We start from the raw sequence: 23,333 nt of genomic DNA, 5'->3' as shown, positions 1-23,333 counted from the left end.
GGCGCCCCTTTCGTGCCATCGCATCCCGGGTCGCTCAGCCGGCGACCGGGGCCGTGAGCCTGCCGACGACACCTTTGGGGTCGAAGCCGGTCACGGTGAAGTTCCGTTTGGTGCGGTCCAAGCGCCGGAAAAGCGCGTCCGGGCCGGTGAAGACGATTCGCTCCACCTCGAGACGGCGCAGCGTCGCGACCACCGACGGCCAGTCGATCGGCCGGTCGAAGGTGTCCAGCAGCATGGCGCGCATGGCTTCGGCCGAGTCGACGACGGCGCCGGTGGAGTCGGCGACCACCGGAAGCCGCGGCGCCTCGATCGGGTACCGGTCGAGCACTTCGCGGGCGGCCCGCTCCCGCAGTCCGGTGAACGAGCGGGCGTGCACCGGCGGCCGGATCGTGGCGAGCGAATAGCCGGCCGCCGCGCGGACGCCCTCGGTGAATTCCGCCAGCATCGGCTCACGCAAGGAGACCATGAAGAAGTCGTCGTCGAGGAAACCCGAATATTCGGCGAATTCACCGCGGTCCCTGAGCCCGTCGAGCAGAGCATCCACTGTGGATCGGTGGATGCGTACCACGGTGTGGGTGACGACGTCGGAGAACCGCGCACGGAAGAACTCGGTCTCACAGCGGGCGAGTTCGGCGGTCATGCGCACGCCGTCGGCGAAACCCAGCGAACCCGTGAAGACCGAGGCCGCCCGCTGACCGAAACTCGGCGCGGCACAGACCTCGGGCCGCAGGCCGTGTTCTTCCACCGCCCGGTCGGCCAGTGCCAGCGAGTTCACCAGGAAGGCCACCTGCGTGTACTCGGAATAGGCGTCTTGGCTGCTGTAGAAGGCTTCCAGGAGGTCGTAGCCGAGTGCCTCGTCCGCCTCGGCCAGCCGCCCGCGCACATAGGGATCCAGGACCATGAACCGTCCGACGGACGCGAAGTCCGACGGACCCATCCCCGGGAAGACGATCGCGGTCATCAGTGCCCCGCCAGCTCGGCGAGCTTCTTCTTGTCGGTCTTCCCGTTGCGGGTCACGGGAAAGCTTTCGAGCACATGGACACGGTTGGGCCGCTCGTACACCGGGAGCGCGGCGCTGAACCGGTCGCGCCAGTACCGGGACTCGCGGCGTTGATCGTCGGCGACGAAGAAGATCAACTGCGCGCCGCCACGGTCATCGGGCCTGCTGATGATCTTGACCGGACAGCCCAGCTCCTCGGCCTTGCGCTCCACCGCGTCCGGATAGATCGTGTAGCCCATCCGGTTCACGGCCAGTTTCCGGCCGAGGACGGTGACGTTGCCGTGCTCGTCGATCCGGCCGAGGTCACCGGTGCGGTACCAGCCTTCGGGAAAGGGGACCAGCGAGCCGTCTTCCGCGATGGTGCCGGTCATCGCGTCGGGACTGTCCACTTCGATCTCGCCGACCTCGCCCGCGGCTTCGATCGGCTCGGCGTTCTCGCCGACGATCCGCAGCGAGACCCCTGTAAGCGGTAGTCCACAGTGGACCGGATTGTCCGGCGAGGCGAAGGCGACGTTACCGAGTTCCGTGCTGCCGTAGCTGTCCAGCAGTGGCCTGCCGAACTCGGCGAGGTAGCGATCGGACAGGCTCTTTTCCAGCGAAGCCGCGCCGGCACAGGTCATCCTCGCCCGCTCGACGCACTGACGCAGCTCCGGCCGCCCGGCGGCGAGGCGCAGGATGCTGTGGTAGGTGGCCGGGGTCGCCTCGACCACCGTGGTCCCGCAGACCGCGCCGAACCGCAGGGCGCGGTCGAGCCGCCGGTACGGTGCGACGACGAGCGAGCAGCGGAGGGCGAAAGCCGCCAGCACCATGGAAAACCCGTACTGGTGGGCGAACGGGAGCAGCGGGAGGATGACGTCGTCCTCGCGGTACCCGACATGGGCGAGATGGCGTTCGACGTTGCGGAGGAACCGGCCGCCGGACTTCACGACGCCCTTCGGTGTCCCGGTCGACCCCGACGTCCACAGCACGAGCCCGTCGGGCCGTTCGCCCCACATCTCGAAGGAGACCGGCCTGTCCTCGACGACGACGCCCGCGGCGGCCGCGTGGATCTCGTCGAGGAAGACCGCTTCACCGCCGAACGTCGCGTCATCGTCGACAAGGGACAGTTTCGCACCGGACAGGCGGCAGATCTCCTCGGTACGGGACAGGGAGTCACCCTGGTCCACGAGCACGATCGAAGCACCCACCTCGACCAGTCCCAGCAGGACGGTGACGTAGTGGGCGGAATTGGCCGCCTTGAGCACGACCCGATCACCCGCGCCGATCCCGAATTCGCCGAGGACGGCGGCTACCTGCAGCCCCGTCCGCTCGGCCTCGGCCAGCGTCCGCACCGAGTCGGGCGCAAAGATCTTCGCGGTCATGGCTCCCTCTCGTCGGACAGGCGGGTTCGCTCGGACCGATGCTAAGTACGGAGCCCTCGCCCGTTCACCCCCTAACCGCCCCTACCACCCCACTCAACCCGGCCGGTTTTCCCGGCAATAGGGGCCTTCCCTCGTGCGCTAGGGGTTGAGCGCCGGCTCGCGGCGCCGGTACTCCTTGCCTGCAGGAGATTCCTGCCTTTCCGCGGACTGACGGGCCGCACCTTCTCCTCGCGGTACCCGCTGCGGTGGCTACGACCGGTAAGGACATCCTCGTGACCGACGCGATTTCCGTTCCCGACACAAGTCCCGCCCGTACCGTCGTCGACCTGCTCCGGTACTGGGCGGAGGAGGACGGTGACCGGCTCGCCGTCGCGTTCGTCGACGACCCCGAGCTACCCGAACCCGCCGTTTCGCTGTCCTATCGCGAACTCGACCGGGCGGCGCGCCGGACGGCCGTCCTGCTCGGTGCGCGGGTGCGTCCCGGCGAGCGGGTGCTCGTGGTGAGCCAGGACGGACCGGATTTCCTCACCGCCTTCCTCGGCTGCCTGTACGCCGGCGCCGTGGCGGTCCCCGCCCCCGCGCCGGGCGGAAATCGCTACCAGGCCGAGCGGCTGGCACGGATCCTTTCGGACGCCGAGCCGTCGGCGATGCTGGGCACGACGCGGCTCCTCCCAGGAATGCGGGAGCTGACGACGAGCCCGTGCCTGGTGACGGACGGGCCGGAGGAGGCGGACGCCGGTTCCTGGCGGCGGCCGCGGATCGATGGCGGCACCACCGCGATGATCCAGTACACCTCGGGGTCGACCCGTGACCCGGTGGGCGTGCTGCTCTCCCACGCGAACATCGTCGCGAACGCGGAAGCGCTGCTCGCCGACCTCGGCCCCGGCTCCACCGGCCGGTTCGGCGGCTGGACCCCGCTCTACCACGACATGGGTCTCGCCATCGCGCTGCAACCGCTGCTGTTCGGCGGGACCAGCGTCCTGATGGCGCCGATGACCTTCTTGAAGCGGCCGTACACCTGGCTGCGGCTGATCGACCGCTATCGGCTGGAGATGTCCGCCGGACCGGATTTCGCCTACCGGATGTGCACGGCGAAGATCACCGACGAGCAGATCGACGGCCTCGACCTGTCGAGCTGGCGCTGGGCCCTCAACGGCGCGGAACCGGTCAATCCGGTCACCCTGCGCGCGTTCGCGGCCAGGTTCGGGCGCGCCGGGCTCGGCGACGGCACGCTGACCCCGGTGTACGGCCTCGCGGAGGCGACCGTCTACGTCAGCGGCGCGGGCGGGAATCCGCCGGTGTTCCGGACCGTCGACGCGAGATCGCTGGAAGCGGGCAAGTTCGTGCTCACCGACGACCCGGCCGAGGGCTACGAACTGGCCTGTTGCGGCTGGCCGAAGGCGTTCGACCTCCGCATCGCCGACCACGCGACCGGGCTTCCGCTCGAAGCTGGCCGTGTCGGGGAGATCCAGCTTCGCGGCGCGAGCGTCGGGGCCGGGTACTGGCGCGCCGGGCCGAACCGGACCGAGGACGGCTACCTGCGCACCGGCGACCTCGGCGTCCGCCACGAAGGAGAGCTGTACGTCCTCGGCCGGACCGTCGACGCGCTCGACGACGGCGACCGTGTCCTGCTGCCCCAACGGCTCGAGACCGAGATCCGCGCCGAACTCGGCGCCCAGGTGGAAACCGGTGTCGCGGTCCAGGGTGACGGGACGGAGATCGTGATCATTCAGGAGGTCCGCGGCCGCCCGGACCAGGCAGAACTGCGCGCGATCGTGACCGCCGTCCGACGGCGGCTCTGGCTGGCCCTCACCGTGCAGCCGGCACGGGTCGTCCTGGTCCGCCGGGGCGCGATCCTGCGCACCACCAGCAACAAGATCCGGCGGGGCGCGACCCGCGAGCTCTATCGCGCGGGGCGGCTCGATCCGCTCTACAGTGACCGGCGGCCGCTGCCCGCACTGGCCCTCGTCTGATCTCGCGATAAGGGGTCGTTCGCGAGAAGTCCGGACACGGCAGGGGTTTTAGGGGGATGTCCCGGCGCGGGGCGCCTCTTAGCGTCAGGCGCATGAATCGTCTCTTTCGCGGTATGGCGGCGATCGCCGCCGTCACCGCCTTGTTCTCCGGAACACTCGCCGCCGGTCCGGCCATCGCCGCCCCGGCCAGGGAAGGCCTGCAAAAGGCGCTGGACAACGCCGTCGCCGCCGGTGCGCCCGGCGCGTACGCCGCCGTGCTCGACCAGGACGGCAGATGGTACGGCCAGAGCGGCGTCGGCGACGTCACGACCGGCGGCGCGCCGGACCCCCGCGGCCGTTTCCGGGCTGGAAGCATCACCAAGAGCCTGGTCGCCACCGTCGTCCTGCAACTGGCCGGTGAGGGCAAGACCGGCCTCGACGACCGCGTCCAGGACCGGCTTCCCGGGCTGCTGCCGTACACCGAGCCGATCACCGTACGCCAGTTGCTGCAGCACACCAGCGGGATCCCGGCGACCGACCGGTGGAACAGCCTTCCGGAGATCGACACGACCCGCTGGCAGCACCAGACACCGGAAGAGACCATCCGGAAGGGGACCGAGGGCAAGCCGCTGGCCTTCCCGCCCGGCCAGGGCATGGTGTACTCCAACACCAATTACGCCGTGCTCGGGAAACTCGTCGAAAACCTCACCGGTGACGGGCTGAACTCCGTGTTGCAGCGACGGGTTCTCGACCGGGCGGGGATGCGGGACAGCTCCCTCCCGTACCGCTATCCCTACGTCCACCGCGCGGCCGCCCGTGGTTACGAGCAGCTGTACGGCCCCGACGCGCCGCCGACCGACGTCACCGACTACGAGATGTCGCGGTTCTGGGGTTCCGGGAACCTGATCTCCACCACCGACGACCTGAACCGGTTCTATGGCGCCCTGCTCGCCGGCAGGCTCTTCCCCGCGGCGCAGCTGGCCGAGATGCGCAAGACCGTGCCCAGCAGCGTTCCCGGACTGGACTCGGGCCTCGGCGTCATGCGGCTCCGGCTCCCGCAGGGGTGCGCCGCGCCGGAGGCGTGGGGGTTCAACGGTTCGGTACCGGGTTACAACACCTGGAGTATGCGGACTCCCGACGGCGCCAGGCAGATCACGGTCGGCGTCACCACGAACCTGTCCTCCGACACCGCGCGTTCGGCCGTGTTCCGCGCGATGCTCGCCGAATTCTGCGGCTGACCGGTCACCGGCGTGGGGGGGGGGGGGGGGGGGGGGGGGGGGGGGGGGGGGGGGGGGGGGGGGGGGGGGGGGGGGGGGGGGGNGGCGTCACCACGAACCTGTCCTCCGACACCGCGCGTTCGGCCGTGTTCCGCGCGATGCTCGCCGAATTCTGCGGCTGACCGGTCACCGGCGTCGCGAAGCCACGTTCGGGACTCGCTCCCGAACGTGGCTTCGCGACGTGTCACGCGGTGCCGATGCCCACCCCGCTCCAGGAAAGCCCGGCCAGTTCGACGACGTCCCGGTCGAGATGGTTGCGGGTGTCCACGACGACCGGCTTCGTCAGCAGCCCGGCCATCCGCCGCCAGTCGATCGTCCGGAACTCCCGCCATTCGGTGAGCACCACGACCGCCTGCGCGTCCTTGGCGGTCAGGTAGGGGTCGTCGGCGAGGAACATCAGGTCGTCCAGCCGGGTGCGTTCCGCGCTGCTCCCGGGGTCGCAAGCGAGCAGGCCGGGGTCGTACCCGGCGAGTTCGGCGCCCCGCGCGGCGAGTTCTTCCGCCACCGCGAGCGCCGGTGAGGACCGCAGATCGTTCGTGTCCGCCTTGAAGACGAGGCCGAGCAGACCGATCCGGACACCGTCCAGGCGGGCGTCCGGCGCGAGTCCGCAGGCGACCGCCACCTTGTCCGCGATTCGGCCCGCCTGCCGGAAATTCGTCCCGATCACCGCTTTGAGCAGAGTGAAGTCGACCCCGGCCGCGCCGGCCGCCGCCAACAGCGCGTGGGTGTCCTTCGGCAGGCAGGAGCCACCCCAGCCCGGCCCCGGCCGGAGAAACGACGTGCCGATCCGCCGGTCGTAGCCCATGCCTTCGGCGACGTCGACGATGTTCGCACCGAGCCGTTCGCAGAGTTCGGCGAGCGCGTTGACGTAGGAGAGCTTCGTCGCGAGGTAGCAGTTCGCCGCGTACTTCACCATCTCCGCGCTCGCGGCGTCGGTGATCACGGTCGGCGCGCCGAGCCCGGCATAGAGGGCGGCGACGCGCTCGGCCGCGGCGGGCTTGTCCGAGCCGACCACGATCCGGTCGGGGTTCAGGAAGTCCTCGACGGCGCTTCCCTCGCGGAGGAACTCGGGATTGGACACCACCCCGATGTCCTCCCGGTCGAGCAGGTCCGAGATCCGGGCGGCCGTGCCGACCGGAACGGTGGACTTCTCGACCAGGACGCAACCGGACGGCAGCAGATCCCTGATCTCCGCCACCACGGCCTCCACGATCGCGAGGTCGGCCTCGCCGTCGGCGGCCATCGGGGTCGGCACGCAGAGGAACACCACCTCCGCGTCCGTAACCGCGGCGGCCGCGCCGAGGACGAACCGAAGCCGCCCCGCGGCCAGCCCGGTCGTGACGCGTTCCGCCAGACCGGGTTCGAGCAGGGTCGTCTCGCCGCGTTCGAGCAGCTCGAGTTTCGCCGGATCCACGTCGGCGCAGGTCACCCGATGCCCGAGGGCGGCGAGGCACGCCGCCGCGGTCAATCCGACGTAACCGGCGCCGATGACGGCTATCCGATAAGAATGCATTTCGCCACCAAGGTAGTCACGGATTCCCGGGCGGCGGCCGAAAGGGGGAAAAGCGGTTTCAGCAACGGCACAAAGGCCGGATCGAGTAACCAAAGGCCGACCCCAGGACGTTTTCCGACGTTAACCGTGCCCCATTCAGCGGGTAACCCCTAGCCGCCCCCTAGGGACCCCAAGCTGGTCCAGCCGTCGTGAGGGGGTTGTAGAACGACGTCCACCCATTACTCCAAATGATATCCACCTGAAGCATGACGTCGAAAACGATCAAGTTCGGTAAGGTCAAATCCGGCATCTGATAAGAAAAGGATCCGTCAATGCGCGAGCCTATTACCGACCGCGACGTCGGCCTGATGAGGATAATCGACCCACTGCAGCCCGCGGCGTTCCGGCTGGCGTTTTTTCCTCATCCGGTCGGCACGGCGGAGCCCCTGTGGCGCCTGATCCAGCTGCTGCTGCCGTCGGTCGAAGTACTGACGATCCAGTATCCCGGCAGCGTGCGGCAGGGGACGCACGGCTACATCGGCAACGTCGTCGAACTGGTGCACGACAGTACCGAGCTGCTGCGCGACTGGACGGATCTGCCACTGGCCCTGTTCGGGCACCGCGGGGGCGGCGAGTTCACCCTCCAGACGGCGGCGAGACTGGAACAGGAGACCCAGATCCAGCCGTTGTGCACGTTCGTGGCCGATTGGGGCAGTTCACCCAAGTTCGAGACGGTCAAGCTGAACTCGCCGGTCGTCGCGCTGGCGGGCGGGAACGACGCGGCGGAACTGCCCCGCTGGCGCGAATGCACGACCAGCCGGTTCGACCTCGAGGTCTGGCCGGGCGGCGGGAAGTTCCTGGACACCCACTGCGAGGAAATCGCCAACCTGATCCATGACCGCCTGGTCTCGGCGTCGATCGAATGAACGCCCCCGCCGGCACCTCGTTGTACCCGGTGAACCTGATCGGGGAAACTGTCCTTGTGACCGAAGCAACCGAAACCCGGGTGATCGTCGCCGACGATCAGGCCGCGGTCCGCGAAGGACTCGTCCTCCTGCTGGGCACGATGCCGGGGATCACCGTGGTCGGCGAGGCGTGCGACGGCGATGAGACCATCCGTCTCGTCGCCGAACACCGTCCCGACGTCGTGCTGATGGACCTCAACATGCCCGGTACCGACGGCATCGAAGCGACCCGCCACATCCGGCGCGAGCACCAGGACACCCAGGTCGTCGTCCTCACCACGTACGCGACCGACGAACTCGCGCTCGAAGCCCTCGATTCCGGGGCCCTCGGCTACCTCACCAAATCGGCGTCCAAGGACGCGATCGCCCGTGCCATCGCCGCGGCGGCCGCCGGACAGGCCGTCCTCGACCCCGACGTCCAGCGGAGCCTGGTACGCGCCGCCACCCGGAGCCAGCCCGCGACCCAGCAGCCCGCCGACGGCCTGACGGCGCGGGAGATCGACGTGCTCAAGCTCATCGCCGCCGGGCACGGCAACCGGGAGATCTCGAAGCGGCTGTTCATCAGCGGGACGACGGTCAAGACCCATATCAACCGCATCTTCGCCAAAACGGCCAGCAAGGACCGCGTCGAAGCGATCGCCTACGCCAAACGCCACCACTATGCGGATTGACCTGCCGCGGGGAAACAGCCGCCGATTTTCTCCCGCACAAGGCGAGATCCCGGTCACCGCCTCAATAAGCGACGTGTGCATCGGCCGACTGGTCGAGCCGGACAATTCGCCCCTCAGATCGACCGCGTGGTCGCCTTCGACGGCCTGCGGACCCAGTAGCCCTAAGGGGCTGAAGGACGCTTCACGGCACGGACCGGCTCTCGCGGGCGCTACCCAGCATGATCGTCGGCCAGGGTTCCCAATGTCGCATTAGAGACACTCAGCGTCTCTAATGCGACATTGGGAACCGTCCTGGCCCAGCTACTCCTACGCGGCCTCCGATCGTCACCCTGCCAACGAGACCAGCCCGACGGACGTGGCATCCAAGCCCACCGCCGCCGAACACCCTCAAGGCCGGACTCGACCCCAGCCGACCCTGAACCGCATCGACAACGCGGAACACCGTCAAGGCCCCAAACGACGACACGCACGACCTACTTCCGCACGCCGTCACCGGCGAACGAGACTCGTCGAATCAACGAGGACATGTCTCTGCCGATCTCGTTGGATTCGCCGCCCGTCGTGCGACGAGTCTGGCCGTCGGCCGAGCACGTCTCGGCAGAACTGGGGCGGGTACGAAGCGTTGTCGGACTGTCGCTGCGATCAAGCGCTCAATCCGGTGATCGCCGCTATTCCGCTTATGCCACAACGGTTCCTGGCGCGAAGGTGATCGTCTCCGCCGACAGCTCAACGCCGTGATCGGGTGAGCTGCGCCATTGGGCCGTGCACGAATCCGGCTCAGCGCCAGCTATATCTCCGGCCCCTCCGACTACCCAGCCTCGCCCCTGGGTATGCCCAGCGCCTTGCTCCGCGACGAGGTTCGCGTCGCGCTCCTGAGGCGAACGTCCACAGAAGACCTGCAAGAACGTCCACGAGCCCACCAGCCGCATCGAGGCTCGGCGAGGGTCGCGGGCGGACGATCAGCCCAACACCGCGGCATGGTCGTCCACAGTTGCGGACGGCGCATGGCCGGTGACACGAAACACAACAGGCTTTTCTGCTACCTATGCCGACCAGGCAAGAACAACCGCGGCAACGCCGGACTTCCAGCGGCGATCCGGCTCCGCGAAGACGAACTACTCGAAGCCGTTTCAGCTTTCTACGCTGACCACCTCTTCAGGCCCCGTCCGGCGAAGGATCGAAGCCGACCTGGCCACAGTGGACGACAGCGCAGCTCAACAGCGTCGAGCCGAACGTGAACGCCTTCAACGCCGGCTGGCGGAAGTGGCCCGTCGGTTCTGCGCCAGGAGCAGCCGACGGGGCGACCTCGTGAGACCTGAAGTGCCCCCCGAAGGACGCCCCGCATCTCTTCGAAATCACCCAGCTCACCGTGAAGGTCATGGCGTCGGCGTCCAAGTGACCATTACCATAAAACTGCCGGTCGATCAGGTACCGGAAACAGCCGTAGCCGCAGAAAGGATCAACGAGGCGATGACTTCCCCTGAAAACGCAAAAAGTCCCGACCGCTCCGGTCGAGACTTTTTGGGTGGAAGCTGCGCGTACCCCCGATGGGATTCGAACCCACGCTACCGGCGTGAGAGGCCGGCGTCCTAGGCCGCTAGACGACGGGGGCTAGGAACTTCCTCCTTCAGAAGGAGGTTTTCAGTTGTTCACCTGCTGTGTTGCTGTGGAGAAACTTACCAGACCGGGTTTCCCGCCTTCGCAGGGGGGTCACTCTGTGTTTCACTCCGGAGAGTTCTCCAGCTGGGGTACCAGGACTCGAACCTAGACTAACTGGACCAGAACCAGTCGTGCTGCCAATTACACCATACCCCAGTGAGGTACCGTTCCGGCCTTGACCGGCTCGGTGCCGCACGAGAAAGAATACTAGAGCACGCTGTTCCGCGCCGTGAAAGCGGGGGTCTCCGTAGCGCGCTGAGCCGGGACGCCGAGCTTCGCGAACTCGGAAACGAGCAGCTCAGGCAGCTCGTCGAGGCCGGAGATGGTGTGCACCCCCGCTGGGGCGCGCTCGGCGATGCCGTCCCGGTCGAGCCACACGGCGCCCAGGCCGGCGTCGCGTGCGCCGATGGCGTCGGTGTCGAGCTTGTCGCCGACGTGGACCGCCTGGGCCGGGTCGCAGCCGAGGCCGAGGCAGACCGAGTGGAACATCGCCGGGTCGGGTTTGGCTACTCCGAGTTCACCGGCGATGGCCACGTGATCGAAGAAGCGGGCGAGCCCGAGGTCGGCGATCTTCTTGCGCTGATGCGCGCCGGAGGCGTTCGTGACGGCGGCGACGAGGACGCCAGCTGCCCTCAACCATTCCAGGCACGGGAGGACATCTTCGAACAATTGCCACGAACGGGTGAGAATTTCACGACGACGTCTTTCGAAGCCCTTGACCTGGTCTTCGTCGGCCAAAATGCCGATCTCCGCCAGGAAACATTCAGTACGCTTGTGATGCATGGTCGCGTAATCGATTTCGCCCGCCACCACCAGCGCGACATGCTCTTCGGTGATGAGATCCCACAGCGGCCAAAGGTCGTTCTGGCCGGTGAGCGCGCTCAGGCTGAGCCGGATCGCCGCCGTGCAGTCGATCAACGTGTCATCGATGTCGAGGCACACCAACCGTAACTCCGGCGGCTCCCACGGCGCTCCGTCCGGAGCGTCCGGCGTGGTTCGTGACGGGGTCCGGGGCACGAGAGCGAAATCCACCAAGTGAGGCTAGGGCACTCAGCGCGATCGCGACTCTGCCGATGAGGTGATAAAGGCTGGTCTGTTCCGGCGCGGGCACTCTACTCCCAGTTGGTGAGATGTCGTGTTTTAGTTACCGGCCAACGGCTAACGCGGGCGGCCGGGTGAAATGCGGCCCAGGCGCACCCGGTCCGATCCGCGGCGCGCACACCCTGTGACGACAACGAAATCCTTACCCGGCTTCGAGTCGCGGACCGTCCACAAGGGCTTTTCCGCGATCGCCGTCCTTCCGGGACTTTTCGCCGTCCCGTTAGCGTCCTTTTTGGACAGTCAGCCCGGCACCCGGACCGGTGAGACCCCGGTCATAGCCCGAACGGCGCATCCGCCCGGATGGCGCTTGACGCGCCGGCCGGGCAGGTGCATGCTGAGCTTATTCAACAAGTGATGAATAAGGGTTTCGAAGGGGTGGGACGGATGAACGAACGCACGAACTGCGTGGTCGTCGGCGGTGGCCCCGCAGGCATGGTCGCCGGATTGCTGCTGGCCAGGGCCGGGGTCGAGGTCACGGTGCTGGAGAAGCACAAGGACTTCCTGAGGGACTTCCGCGGCGACACCGTGCACCCGTCGACGTTGACGTTGCTCGACGAGCTGGGTCTCGGGGAGAAGTTCCTGAACCTGCCGCACAGCGAGATCTCCTACGCCGGTTTCCCGGCCGAGGACGGCACGATGATGCGCCTCGCCGACCTGACCCGCCTGAAGGTGGCGCACCCGTACATCGCGATGGTCCCGCAGTGGGATTTCCTGGACCTGCTCGCCGACGCCGGCGCGAAGGAGCCCACGTTCACGTTGCGGCAGAGCACGGAGATGACCGGGCTGATCTTCGAACAGGGCCGGGTGAGCGGGGTCCGCTACCGCGACGCCGACGGGAAGACCGGCGAACTACGCGCCGACCTGGTGATCGCCGCCGACGGGCGCTGGTCGCTGGCCCGCCGCGAGGCCGGGCTGATGACGAAGGACTACCCCATCCCGTTCGACGCGTGGTGGTTCCGGATCTCGCGGCGGGACGGCGAGCAGGAGGGCATGCTGACCCCGAAGATGCGGGATCGGCGCTTCGCCGTGCCGCTCCCACGCAAGGGCTACTTCCAGATCGCCTACCTCAGCCCCAAGGGTGGCGACCTTCGCGAGAAGGGCATCGAAGCGTTCCGGGAGAACGTGGCCGCGATCCTCCCCGAACTGGCCGACCGCCTGGACGAGCTGAAGACGACCGACGACATCAAGTTCCTCGACGTCAAGATGAATCTGCTTCGGAAGTGGCATGTCGACGGGCTGCTGTGCATCGGTGACGCGGCGCACGCGATGTCGCCGGTCGGCGGGGTCGGCATCAACCTCGCGGTGCAGGACGCGGTCGCGGCCGCCACCCTGCTCGCCGCGTCGCTGCGTCGGGGAAGGCCTTCGGTGGCGGAGCTGGCGAAGGTCCGCAAGCGCCGTCTCGCGCCGACGATGCTGGTGCAGGGACTGCAGCGGATGCTGCACAAGAACGTCATGAAACCGGTCATGGAGGGCAGGCGCAACGGTCCGCCCGCGGTGATGGTGAAGCTGTTCGGCCGGTTCCCCGTGCTGTCCTACGTTCCAGCCCGGTTGCTGGGCCTGGGGCTGCGGCCCGAGCACGCGCCTGCCTTCGCGCGGCGGGCGATGGAGCCGGCCGGGAGTTAGGTCCCGAACGCCATGAAAGGTCCTTTCCTTGCAAATTTTGCAAGGAAAGGACCTTTCATGGCACTTGAGGTCAGATGTCCTGCACCGGGTTGGTCAGCGTGCCGATGCCTTCGATCGTGATCGAGACCGACTGGCCGTCCTCGATCGGGCCGACGCCTTCGGGCGTGCCGGTCAGGATGACGTCGCCGGGCAGCAGGGTCATCACCCCGGACACGAACTCGACCAGCTCGGGGATCTTGTGCACCAGGTCCGACGTCCGGCCGTCCTGCTTGAGGACACCGTCCACCTCGGACTTGAGCGCGAGGTCGGCCGTGTCGAGCGAGGTCTCGATCCACGGGCCCAGCGGGCAGAAGGTGTCGAACCCCTTCGCCCGGCCCCACTGGCCGTCGGACTTCTGCAGGTCACGCGCGCTGACGTCGTTCGCCACGGTGTAGCCGAGGATCGCGCTCGCCGCGCGGGCGGCGGGCACGTTCTTGACCGGCTGGCCGATGACGATCGCCAGTTCGCCCTCGAAGTCGACGCGGCCGACACCGCGCGGACGGCGGATGGGCACGTTCGGACCGATCACCGTGGTCGACGGCTTGATGAACAGCATCGGGTCCTGCGGGACCTCGTTGCCGAACTCGGCCGCGTGCTTGGCGTAGTTCCGGCCGACCGCGATCACCTTCGACGGCAGGATCGGCGCGAGCAGCCGGACGTCGGCGAGCGGCCAGCGCTTGCCGGTGAAGTTGGGGTTGCCGAAGGGGTGCTCGGCGATTTCCAGTACCTGGGCGTCGTCGCCGTCCCCTTCGATCGAAGCGAACGCGACACCACCGGGATGAGCAATTCGGGCTAGACGCACTCCCCCACTGTACGACTCCTCACGCCGGGCCCTCCCTGAGGGACTTGTGCACGAGCGCGTCGCACAGCGCGAGCCAGCTCGCTTCGACGATGTTGCCGTGCACGCCGACCGTGGTCCATTCCCGCTCGCCGTCGCTGGTCTCGACCAGCACGCGGGTGACGGCGGCGGCGCCTGGATGGCCGGGCAGGATCCGCACCTTGTAGTCGGCCAGCTCCACACTGTCCAACCAGGACAGATGCGGGCTGAGCGCCTCGCGCAGGGCGGCGTCGAGCGCGTGCACGGGGCCGTTGCCCTCGGCGGTCGCGATCACGCGTTGCCCGGCGACGTGCACCTTCACCGTGGCCTCGGACACGACCTCGCCGTCGGACCGGTGGTCCAGCACGACCCGGTACGACTCGAGTTCGAACGGCGGTTCGTCGAGGACGTCGCTCTGCGGGCCGTCGACCTCCCGCCGCAGCAGCAGTTCGAGTGAAGCGTCCGCGGCTTCGAAGGACCAGCCTTCGGATTCGAGCCGCTTCACCTTCTTCACGGCGCTCGTCAGCGCCTCGGGCTGGCCGGCAAGGTCGACCCCGAGCTCACGTCCCTTGAGCTCCAGGCTGGCCCTGCCGGCCATCTCGGTGACCAGTACCCGCATGTCATTGCCGACGGAAGCTGGATCGATGTGGTTGTACAGCAACGGATCCACCTTGATCGCGCTCGCGTGCAGTCCCGCCTTGTGGGCGAAGGCCGACGCCCCTACGTAAGCCTGGTGGGTGTAGGGGGCGATGTTCGCGATTTCGGCAAGGGCATGGGAGACCCGGGTGAGCTCGGCGGCGCCTCCGGTCGGGAGCACCTCCATACCGAGCTTGGTCACCAGATTTCCCGTCACGGCGAACAGATCGGCGTTACCCGCCCGTTCGCCGTAACCATTGGCGGTGCACTGGACGTGCGTCACGCCGGCCTGCACGGCGGCGACGGAATTCGCCACCGCGCAGGAAGTGTCGTCCTGGCAATGGATTCCGAGCCGGAATCCGGTCCTTTCCTTGACCTCGCGGACGGTTTCCGCGAGGCCCAGCGGCAGCTGGCCGCCGTTGGTGTCGCACAGCACGGCGACGTCGGCGCCCGCGTTCACTCCCGCGTCGAGCACCCTCAGCGCGGTGTCCGGGGAGTACGCGTAGCCGTCGAAAAAGTGTTCCGCGTCAAGGAAGACGCGACGTCCTTCGCCGACGAGGAACGCGACGGTGTCTCGCACCATCTCGCACGCCTCGTCGACATCGACCCGCAGCGCGCGTTCGATGTGCCGCAGGTCCGATTTGGCCACGAGGGTGACCACCGGCGCCTGGGAATCGAGCAGGGCCCGTACCTGCTGGTCCTGCTCGGCCTTGGCGCCCGCCTTCCGCGTCGCACCGAAGGCGACGAGCGCGGCGTGGCGCAGTTTCAGTTCGCCCGAAGCCGCGCGGGCGAAGAATTCCGTGTCCTTGGGCAGCGCGCCCGGCCATCCGCCTTCGATGAACCCGACCCCGAGATCGTCGAGCAGCCTCGCCACCGCCAGCTTGTCCGTGACGGAGTAGGAGATCCCCTCGCGCTGCGCGCCGTCGCGCAACGTCGTGTCGTACAGGTGGAAGGCGTCGCCGAGCGGCGTATCGGCGGGCTCCTTGCGGGTCACGGGAATCTCCTCGTGGTGGGGCAAAACGTGTTCAGGCAACAAAAAAACCTCCCGCATGGGTGCGAGAGGTTGCGCGCCGGGGGCTCTTGTGGAGCTGTTATCCGGCGCGCTCGGCGATAATGATGGTGCAGGAGGTCACGGACGCATCATGGCACACGCCCCGGCGGGCGTCCACAAGCCGGGCGAAAGATTCCACACTCCGGGACGCGGCTCCGGGGCCGCCGGCGTCGCATCGGCCGCGTCGCGAAAGCCACTTTCGGGACATCAGACGTCGCGAAAGTGGCTTTCGCGACACACCGCTCGAACACGTAGCGAGGGCCTCCATCCCTACCTTCAGAGTAGGCAAGGAGGCCTTCACGGACCTGCCACCGCGCCCCAGAGCGCCCCCCGAAGCGACAAAAAGGCCCTTCACCGCACGAGATGCGGCGAAGGGCCCTTCAGCCCGAAGAACTACTGAGTGACCGGCCGCACGTTCGACGACACCAGGGCCGCCAGCCGGTCACCGATCGCGTGCGTCGCACCGGGCGACGCCTGGTCGCGGGTCGCGAGGTCGAAGGCCACCGAGGCCTCGATCCGCCGCGCCGCCTCCTTCTGTCCCAAGTGGTCCAGCAGCAGCGAAACCGACAGCACCGCGGCGGTCGGGTCGGCGAGACCCTGGCCCGCGATGTCCGGCGCGCTGCCGTGCACCGGCTCGAACATGCTCGGGTTCCGCCGGGTGATGTCGAGGTTCCCGCTCGCCGCCAGCCCGATGCCACCGGTCACGGCCGCCGCCAGGTCGGTGATGATGTCGCCGAACAGGTTGTCGGTCACCACGACGTCGAAACGGGACGGGTCGGTCACCAGGTGGATGGTCGCGGCGTCCACATGGGAGTAGGCGACGGTCACCTCCGGGTGCTCCAGCGAGACCTCTTCCACGATCCGCGACCACAGGGAACCCGCGTATTCCAGCACGTTCGTCTTGTGCAGGAGCGTCAGGTGCTTGCGGGGCCGCGCCTCGGCCCGGTTGAACGCGTCGGTCACCACGCGCCGGACGCCGAACGCCGTGTTGACGCTGACCTCCGTCGCGATCTCGTTCTCGGTGTCCTTGCGCAGCAGGCCGCCGTTGCCCGCGTACGGGCCTTCGGTGCCTTCACGCACGACGACCATGTCGATCTCGCCCGCCTCGGCGAGCGGTCCGCGCACCCCCGGGTACAACCGGGCGGGACGCAGGTTCACGTGGTGGTCGAGCTCGAACCGGAGGCGCAGCAACAGCCCGCGCTCCAGGATGCCGCTCGGCACCGTCGGGTCGCCCACCGCGCCCAGCAGGATCGCGTCGTGCTGACGGAGTTCACCGAGTACCGACTCCGGGAGCAGCTCACCGGTGGAGTGCCACCGGGCGGCGCCGAGGTCGTAGTTCGTGATCTCCGCAGTCGGTACGACCTCACCGAGCACCTTGAGCGCCTCGGAGACCACTTCGGGCCCGATCCCGTCTCCTGGGATCACCGCGAGCCGCATCCACACACCTCCGTAGACCAGGCCACCGGCAGTCCGGATGGCCCATCCGCAAGAAAACGCCAGCAGCGGAAGGTTACCGGCCGTAGCCCGGTAGCCGTAGCCGCACCACCCTTATGCCGGAATCTCCCACAGAGCGAGACAGCCGAAAGAGTGAAAACAAGAAGGGACGCCCTGGCGGAAAGCATGCCGCCAGGGCGTCCCTCACCTCATCGAACGCGGATTACCGCACTACCGCGTCAGCCCACACCGATCGGCTGACGTCCGGTGTGCCGACCACCGTTGCCCGGCCGGTCGACACCCGTGTCGCCACCACCGGCGTTCGCCTGGATCTTCACCACGTTCGCCCGGTTGCCCGAGGCGTTGTGGTGCTCGATCGCCAGCAGGCCCAGCACGGTGTCCTGCGCGGCCGCGTTGCGGTTGACCACCAGCGCCGTGCCCGGCTTCGCGACGTAGCCCAGCGCGGAGTCGCCGCCGCCCTGGACGGTGTACGCGGGAGCCAAGGCGTCGAACGAAAGCGGCGTGCCGACATAGTCGATCGTCGACGAGTCCGCACCCGGCGCCGCGTAGAACCCGGAGGTCCCGACGGTGTAGCTGATCTTGTGCGACGCGGCGTTCGGGTCGATGCCCAGTGCCGCGATGCTCACCGGCAGCACGACGACGTTGGTGTCGTACACGTTCGTGTCGACGTCGCCGAGCTGGCCGTTGATCGGCTGGATGTCCACCTGCGGGAAGCCCGGCTTCAGCGCCACGGTGACCGCCACGAGGACGTCGGTGGACGTCACCTTGGTCACATAGGTTTCGAAGTCCGGCTGCCCGTCGCCCGTGGTGTCGATGTCCACGAACGGCGAGGTGTTGCTGCCCAGGTTGGCCAGGTCGCTCCAGGTGGTGAGGCCGAAGGCCAGCAACGCGTTCTCCGGCTCACCCTGCGCCTTGGCCAGCGGGGCCGTCGACGCCGCGCCGATGTAGCGCAGGTCGGCGCCCTTGGCCGTCTGGTTCAGGGTGCAGTCGGTGGTGACGTCGCCGTCGCACTCGGGCAGCTGCGGGGATTCCGCCTGCAGCTCGAGCACGCTGATCAGCGAGCGGTACCGCTGCGAACCGGTGCCCTGGTCCACGCCCTTGCCGGTCAGGTTCAGCACGGCCTGGGTCTGGCCGGCGCCGAAGTTGACGTTGCCCGGGGTGTTGATGGACGAGACGGGCTTCGGCGCGGAGTACACCGCGAGCCGCAGCGGAACGGTCGTGCCGCTCTTCGGGGTGAACGCGATCCGGCCGGAGGCGTCCGCCACGAACTGCCGGGCGAGGCCGACCTGCGTCGCCGCCATGGTCGGGTCCATGACCTTGCGGAGCGCCTTGGGGTCGGCGATCTTCAGGGTCACCTTCACCAGCGCGATACCACGCGGGCTCAGCTTCACGGTCGGCTTGTCCACTGTGTACTCGACACCGGGGAGCGAGTTCACGGCTTCGTAGCCCACCGAGTACTCGACCGGCTTGATGCCCTTGTTGACCACCTTGACCGTCTTGGTCAGGGTGACCGGGCCGCCCGCTTCGACGACACCGAAGTTGACCGAGACGAAGCCGGGGTTGTCGACGACGTAGGCCAGGACCTGGTTGTCCAGCGCGGCCTTCGCGTCGATCCGGCCGCTGCCGACGCGCTGCGGCCCGTAAACGCGGCCCGAAGCGTCACGGATGTCGTGACCGGCGGTGTTGACGACCGAGGCCTTGACCTCTTCGACCGACCAGTCCGGGTGCGCCTGACGGATCAGGGCGGTGATACCCGACGTGTGCGGAGCCGCCATCGAGGTCCCGGAGATGACCAGGCGACCGGCCCCGCTGCCGCTCAGCGCGGACGCGATCGAGTCACCGGGCGCCGCGACGTCCGGCTTGACGGCCGGGCCGCGCCCGCCACGCGAGGTGAACGAGCTCGGAGTGTCCACAATGGACTGATCGGTGGTCGGCACGGACACGCGGCCCTTGCCGGTCATGCGGACCTGCAGCGTGCCCGCGGCCACCGCGGGACGAACCGAGGCGGTCGCGCTGCCGGTCAGCTGGAACGTCGGCAGGGCCGCGTTGCCCGCGATACCCGCCGTGAAGTGCTCCAGCGTCGACGAGAACAGCGCGCCCTTGGCACCGGCGGCCTGCGCGTTGTTCGAACGGGCGCCGGAACCGCAGGCACGGGTCGCGTCGTTGTCGTCCCATTCGAGGAACACGATCTTGCCCGCGGCCTTGGCCTTGTCGGCTTCGGAGTACGGCTTGCAGCCCGCGGCGTTGTCGGCCGACAGCGTGACCACCGGCGCGGTGACGTCGAGCGTGTCGTAGGTCGCGTAGTTCTGGCTGAACTGGCCGGTCTTCGCGCCCTTCACACCGTCGGGAGCGACGGCTTCGACGGCGTCGCGAAGGACGGACGCGTCACGGCTGCTGGCGACGGTCAGCGCCTCGGGCGTGTTGCCCGGCGCGCCGCCGACGTCGTTGAGGTCGCCGCCGTTGCCCGCGGAGAACACCGGGACGACGTTGTTCGCGGCGATCTTGCGCACGAACAGCGAGTCCGGGTCGTCCGGGGTGGCGAAGTCGCCGCCCAGCGACAGGTTGACCACGTCGAGGTGGTCGGTGAAGTCGCCGTCGCCGTCCGGGTCGAGCGACCAGTCGAGCGCCTGCGAGGTGACGTTGGTCGAGCCGTCGCAGCCGAAGACCTTGATCGCGTACAGCAGGGCCTTGGGCGCGGTGCCCGGGCCGATCTGCATCGCTTCGATCTTCTTCTTGTTCAGCTTCTTGTAGTCACCGGTGAAGGTCTTGCCCGCTTCGTCCACACCGAATCCGGCGACCGTGCCCGCCACGTGCGTGCCGTGGTGGCCGCACGAGATCGGGTTGGGGTCCGGCTTCGGGGTGTTGAGGGCCGGGTCGTCGCTGCCCGAGTCGTAGGCGTCGCCGACCAGGTCGATACCGCCGACGACCTTGTCGGTCGGGAAGGCGGGGGTGGCCTGGTCGCGGTTGATCGCCTTGTACGCCTCGGCCGTGCCCGGACCGCCGAAGGTGGCGTGGGTGTAGTCGATGCCGTCGTCGATCACGCCGACGCGGATGCCGTCGCCGTAGCGGCCGGTCTGCTGCCAAGAGGCGAGCGTGTTGGTCAGCTGGACCGCGCTGGAGTTCGTACGGGTCTTCGGCACGACCTTCTTGACCGAGACGACGTCCGGCCGCTTCGCCAGCTCGCGGATCTTCGCCGCGTCGGCCGTGACGACCGCGCCGGCGACCGCGTTGGCGGTCTGCGTGACCAGCTGGGTGCCGGCGTCGGCGGCCTTGAGCTGCCCGACGACGGAGTTCACCGTCGCGGCGGCGTCGGCCTTGGCGTCCTTCGCGGCTTTCTTCGCCTTTTCCTTGCCCGCGCCCTTGTTCTGCTCGGCGTTGAAGGCGTCGACGGCGGGCTGCTTCGCCAGCTCGACGAAGGCGGTGATCTTGCCTTGGGCGGCCTTGAGCTTCGGCTCGACCTTCCCCTGGAATCCGTTACGGTCGATCTTCGCCGGCGTGACGCCGTCCGCGAGAGGGACATCCTGCGCGGCCGCGGACGCCCCGGTCACGGACGTCACGAGCAACGCGGCGAAGACCGCGGCCGACGAGCGGATCGCCCATCGGGGTACGCGGGATCTGTTCATGAGTACGTGCCCTCACTCGAGGCCTGGACTCGGAACCTGCCTGCCGCTCGAACACACCCCCGACGGTGAGCCCCGGCGCCGCGCCGTGCCCTTGACGACGCGATGGTTCGGCCTCGCCGGAAGAACCTATCCGGGGACCAGCCCGACTTCAGTAGGCATTTTTCACCGTTATTGAATCTTGCTCTGCGATCCCGCGAACCCTGCACACACCACGTTCGCATTTAGTCGACTAATCGCGAAATGCGCGTGAAGGCCCCCTTCCCTCGGCTGAGCCGGGGGAAGGGGGCCTTCACGCGCTTCGCAGGTCAGCCGAAGTTGACCGCGCGAATCGTGTGCGCGCCCACGGTGGCGCCGATCGGCTCCAGCAGGTGCGAGTCCACGGAACGGTCCACGCGCAGCAGCATGACCGCGTCCGCGCCGTCGGTGGTCTGGCTGATCTGCGCGGCCTCGATGTTGAGGCCCGCCTCGCCGAGCAGCGTGCCGACGCGGCCCATGATGCCCGGGCGGTCCGGGTACTCGAGCAGCAGCACGTTGCCCTCGGCGCGCAGGTCGAAGTGGCGGCCGTTGACCTCGACCAGCTTCTCGACCTCGTCCTTTCCGGTGACCGAACCGGACACCGAAAGGGTCGAGCCGTCGGCGTGGACCGCGCGGACGGTGACCAGGCTGCGGAACTTGGGGCTTTCGGTCTCGGTGACCAGATCGACCTGGACGCCCAGCTCTTCGGCGACGCGCGGCGCGTTCACGAAGGTGACCTGGTCCTCGACGACGCCGGAGAACACGCCGCGCTCGGCGGCGAGCGGCAGCACGCTGACGTCCTCGGCGGCCAGCTCGCCCTTGACCACGACGGTGACCGAGGCCGGGGCCTTCGGGTTCAGCGCGGTCAGCACGGTGCCGAGCTTCTGGGTGAGCGAGAGGTACGGCCGGACGTGCTCGCCGACCGTGCCGCCGCCCGCGACGTTCACCGCGTCGGGCACGAAGTCGCCGCGCAGCGCGAGCAGCACGGACTTCGCGACGTCGGTGCCCGCGCGGTCCTGCGCCTCGGCGGTCGAGGCGCCGAGGTGCGGCGTGACGACGACGTTCGGCAGGCCGAACAGCGGGCTTTCGGTGGTGGGCTCGGTGACGAACACGTCGATACCGGCGCCGCCGACGTGGCCGGAGCTGACCGCGTCCGCCAGCGCCTGCTCGTCGATCAGGCCACCGCGCGCGGCGTTGACGATGATGACGCCCTGCTTGGTCTTCTTCAGCGCCTCGGCGCCGATCAGGCCCTTGGTCTCCGGGGTCTTCGGCAGGTGGATGGAGATCGCGTCGGCACGCTCCAGCAGTTCGTCCAGCGTGACCAGCTCGATGCCGAGCTGCGCGGCGCGGGCGGCCGAGACGTAGGGGTCGTAGGCGATGAGCTTGGTGTCGAAGGCGGCGAGCCGCTGCGCGAACAGCTGGCCGATCTTGCCGAGGCCGACCACGCCGATGGTCTTGCCCTGGATCTCGACGCCGGAGTAGGCGCTGCGCTTCCACGCGCCGCCCCGGAGGCTCTGGTCCGCGGCCGGGACCCGGCGGGCGACGGCGAGCAGCAGCGCGACGGCGTGTTCGGCGGCGGAGACGATGTTCGACGTCGGCGCGTTGACCACCAGGACACCGCGTTCGGTGGCGGCGGGGACCTCCACGTTGTCCAGCCCGACGCCGGCGCGGGCGACGACCTTGAGCGAGGTGGTGGCGCCGAGGACCTCGGCGTCGACCTTCGTCGCGGACCGCACGAGCAGCGCGTCCGCCGTCTTCACGGCCTCGAGCAGCGCGGGGCGGTCCGTGCCGTCCACATGCTGGACCTCGACCTCGTCGGAGAAGACGCTCAACACGGAGGGGGCGAGCTTCTCGGCGATGAGGACGACGGGCTTGTTCGGCTTGGTCACGATACGGCTCCCACTATCTGGTCTGTGCCTGCGACTCACTATTGGTCGGTCACGCCGTTGTGCCCGGTTGCGCCGCAGTTTAGACCTGGTGACAGGGGATTGTTAACTCGCCCGTAATCCCGCGAAAACGAGATCGAGGAGGCGTTCGAGCCCCTTGTCACCCGAAAGGTGTTCGCTGGCCCAGGAAAGCGCGTGCAGCACCACCAGGATTTCGGGCACTGTGACGTCCGCCCGGAGCCCCCCCACGGCCTTCGCCCTTTCCACCAGGTGGGACACCTGGTCCCGCATCGCGTGACAGGACGCGTAGAGCGGCGAGGTCTCGTCGTTGAGGACGTCGACCATCAGTTCGGGTAGCCCGCGGTAGCGCGCCGACTGTTCACCCATCCCGGCGAGCCAGGCCTTCAGCGCGTTCAGCGGTTCCGGGGAGTCCAGGAGTTCACGGGCCGCGGCGGCCTGCGCGTCGAAGCCTTCGCGAAGCACCGTCTCGACGAGGGCTTCCCGCGTCGGGAAGTGCCGGTAGAGCGTCCCGATGCCGACACCGGCCCTGCGGGCGATCTCTTCCAGCGACGCCTCGACCCCATGCGCGGCGAAGGCACGCCTCGCCTCTTCGAGGAGGCGCTCGTAGTTGCGCCGGGCGTCCGCCCGCAGCGGCTTCTTCTCGGTGTCCATCGCGCTCCAGAGCCTAGTCTCGACAAATCGGAGGCAGC

15 protein-coding genes and 2 tRNA genes are annotated in these 23,333 nt (G+C 68.4%); 5 read left to right on the top strand and 12 right to left on the bottom strand.

Annotated elements, in window-relative coordinates:
* Positions 1-34 precede the first annotated feature (34 nt).
* Entirely contained in the window at positions 35-961 is a 927-nt protein-coding gene (locus ACXIZN_RS00645) for an ACP S-malonyltransferase (RefSeq protein ID WP_457951846.1), read from the bottom strand.
* Complete coding sequence (locus ACXIZN_RS00640) at positions 961-2,361, bottom strand: class I adenylate-forming enzyme family protein (RefSeq protein ID WP_457951844.1); 1,401 nt, start codon at positions 2,359-2,361, stop codon at positions 961-963. Before ACXIZN_RS00640 ends, ACXIZN_RS00645 begins: the two co-directional genes overlap by 1 nt.
* Before the next feature lie 272 nt (positions 2,362-2,633).
* Here ACXIZN_RS00640 and ACXIZN_RS00635 point away from each other — a divergent pair, with 272 nt between their 5' ends.
* On the top strand, positions 2,634-4,334 hold the full coding sequence (locus tag ACXIZN_RS00635) for a fatty acyl-AMP ligase (protein ID WP_457951842.1): 1,701 nt from the start codon (positions 2,634-2,636) through the stop codon (positions 4,332-4,334).
* A gap of 92 nt (positions 4,335-4,426) precedes the next feature.
* Positions 4,427-5,551 (top strand): serine hydrolase domain-containing protein, encoded by a 1,125-nt coding sequence (locus ACXIZN_RS00630; protein ID WP_457951840.1) that lies wholly within the window; start codon positions 4,427-4,429, stop codon positions 5,549-5,551.
* 223 nt (positions 5,552-5,774) lie between these two features.
* Here ACXIZN_RS00630 and ACXIZN_RS00625 read toward each other — a convergent pair whose 3' ends face one another.
* Positions 5,775-7,103 (bottom strand): UDP-glucose dehydrogenase family protein, encoded by a 1,329-nt coding sequence (locus ACXIZN_RS00625; protein WP_457951839.1) that lies wholly within the window; start codon positions 7,101-7,103, stop codon positions 5,775-5,777.
* Between the two features lie 311 nt (positions 7,104-7,414).
* Here ACXIZN_RS00625 and ACXIZN_RS00620 point away from each other — a divergent pair, with 311 nt between their 5' ends.
* A complete protein-coding gene (locus ACXIZN_RS00620) occupies positions 7,415-8,008 on the top strand; it encodes a thioesterase II family protein (RefSeq protein ID WP_457951838.1) in 594 nt (197 codons plus the stop codon).
* 56 nt (positions 8,009-8,064) lie between these two features.
* Positions 8,065-8,718, top strand: a complete 654-nt coding sequence (locus ACXIZN_RS00615) for a response regulator (protein ID WP_457951836.1) — start codon at positions 8,065-8,067, stop codon at positions 8,716-8,718.
* Between the two features lie 1,539 nt (positions 8,719-10,257).
* Here ACXIZN_RS00615 and ACXIZN_RS00610 read toward each other — a convergent pair.
* The 3 genes from ACXIZN_RS00610 to ACXIZN_RS00600 all read right to left on the bottom strand — a co-directional run bounded on the left by ACXIZN_RS00610 (position 10,258) and on the right by ACXIZN_RS00600 (position 11,319).
* Positions 10,258-10,330 (bottom strand) — tRNA-Glu (locus tag ACXIZN_RS00610).
* A 131-nt stretch (positions 10,331-10,461) separates the two neighbouring features.
* A tRNA-Gln gene (locus tag ACXIZN_RS00605) sits at positions 10,462-10,533 on the bottom strand.
* Positions 10,534-10,584: 51 nt separating this feature from the next.
* On the bottom strand, positions 10,585-11,319 hold the full coding sequence (locus ACXIZN_RS00600) for an HAD family hydrolase (RefSeq protein ID WP_457960432.1): 735 nt from the start codon (positions 11,317-11,319) through the stop codon (positions 10,585-10,587).
* A 543-nt stretch (positions 11,320-11,862) separates the two neighbouring features.
* Here ACXIZN_RS00600 and ACXIZN_RS00595 point away from each other — a divergent pair.
* Entirely contained in the window at positions 11,863-13,101 is a 1,239-nt protein-coding gene (locus ACXIZN_RS00595) for an FAD-dependent oxidoreductase (RefSeq protein ID WP_457951834.1), read from the top strand.
* A 70-nt stretch (positions 13,102-13,171) separates the two neighbouring features.
* On the opposite strand, the gene ACXIZN_RS00590 is transcribed toward ACXIZN_RS00595, so the two are convergent.
* The 6 genes from ACXIZN_RS00590 to ACXIZN_RS00565 all read right to left on the bottom strand — a co-directional run bounded on the left by ACXIZN_RS00590 (position 13,172) and on the right by ACXIZN_RS00565 (position 23,295).
* Positions 13,172-13,942: a fumarylacetoacetate hydrolase family protein gene (locus ACXIZN_RS00590; RefSeq protein WP_457951833.1), complete on the bottom strand. Its 771-nt coding sequence runs from the start codon at positions 13,940-13,942 to the stop codon at positions 13,172-13,174.
* 19 nt (positions 13,943-13,961) lie between these two features.
* Entirely contained in the window at positions 13,962-15,587 is a 1,626-nt protein-coding gene (gene cimA, locus ACXIZN_RS00585) for a citramalate synthase (RefSeq protein ID WP_457951831.1), read from the bottom strand.
* Between the two features lie 450 nt (positions 15,588-16,037).
* Positions 16,038-17,081 carry a 3-isopropylmalate dehydrogenase gene (locus tag ACXIZN_RS00580; protein WP_007031599.1) on the bottom strand — a complete coding sequence of 348 codons (1,044 nt, stop codon included), beginning with the start codon at positions 17,079-17,081 and terminating at the stop codon, positions 16,038-16,040.
* Positions 17,082-17,317: 236 nt separating this feature from the next.
* The gene (locus tag ACXIZN_RS00575) at positions 17,318-20,722 is read right to left on the bottom strand and encodes a S8 family serine peptidase (RefSeq protein ID WP_457951830.1); all 3,405 of its coding nucleotides are present in this window, start codon (positions 20,720-20,722) and stop codon (positions 17,318-17,320) included.
* A gap of 305 nt (positions 20,723-21,027) precedes the next feature.
* Entirely contained in the window at positions 21,028-22,626 is a 1,599-nt protein-coding gene (gene serA, locus ACXIZN_RS00570) for a phosphoglycerate dehydrogenase (RefSeq protein ID WP_457951829.1), read from the bottom strand.
* Between the two features lie 102 nt (positions 22,627-22,728).
* Positions 22,729-23,295: a TetR/AcrR family transcriptional regulator gene (locus ACXIZN_RS00565; RefSeq protein ID WP_457951828.1), complete on the bottom strand. Its 567-nt coding sequence runs from the start codon at positions 23,293-23,295 to the stop codon at positions 22,729-22,731.
* Between the last annotated feature and the right edge of the window lie 38 nt (positions 23,296-23,333).

The organism is Amycolatopsis sp. TRM77291 (assembly GCF_054166285.1).
The sequence above is the reverse complement of the archived record's forward strand: the minus strand, read 5'-3'. Positions and strand labels throughout refer to the sequence as shown.

What these genes read in the sequence shown, in the direction of transcription:
- ACXIZN_RS00640 (WP_457951844.1), bottom strand. Translation starts at nt 2,361, where the DNA reads ATGACCGCGAAGATCTTTGCGCCCGACTCGGTGCGGACGCTGGCCGAG.
- ACXIZN_RS00645 (WP_457951846.1), bottom strand. Translation starts at nt 961, where the DNA reads ATGACCGCGATCGTCTTCCCGGGGATGGGTCCGTCGGACTTCGCGTCC.
- ACXIZN_RS00565 (WP_457951828.1), bottom strand. Translation starts at nt 23,295, where the DNA reads ATGGACACCGAGAAGAAGCCGCTGCGGGCGGACGCCCGGCGCAACTAC.
- ACXIZN_RS00575 (WP_457951830.1), bottom strand. Translation starts at nt 20,722, where the DNA reads ATGAACAGATCCCGCGTACCCCGATGGGCGATCCGCTCGTCGGCCGCG.
- ACXIZN_RS00595 (WP_457951834.1), top strand. Translation starts at nt 11,863, where the DNA reads ATGAACGAACGCACGAACTGCGTGGTCGTCGGCGGTGGCCCCGCAGGC.
- ACXIZN_RS00630 (WP_457951840.1), top strand. Translation starts at nt 4,427, where the DNA reads ATGAATCGTCTCTTTCGCGGTATGGCGGCGATCGCCGCCGTCACCGCC.
- ACXIZN_RS00625 (WP_457951839.1), bottom strand. Translation starts at nt 7,103, where the DNA reads ATGCATTCTTATCGGATAGCCGTCATCGGCGCCGGTTACGTCGGATTG.
- ACXIZN_RS00620 (WP_457951838.1), top strand. Translation starts at nt 7,415, where the DNA reads ATGCGCGAGCCTATTACCGACCGCGACGTCGGCCTGATGAGGATAATC.
- ACXIZN_RS00580 (WP_007031599.1), bottom strand. Translation starts at nt 17,081, where the DNA reads ATGCGGCTCGCGGTGATCCCAGGAGACGGGATCGGGCCCGAAGTGGTC.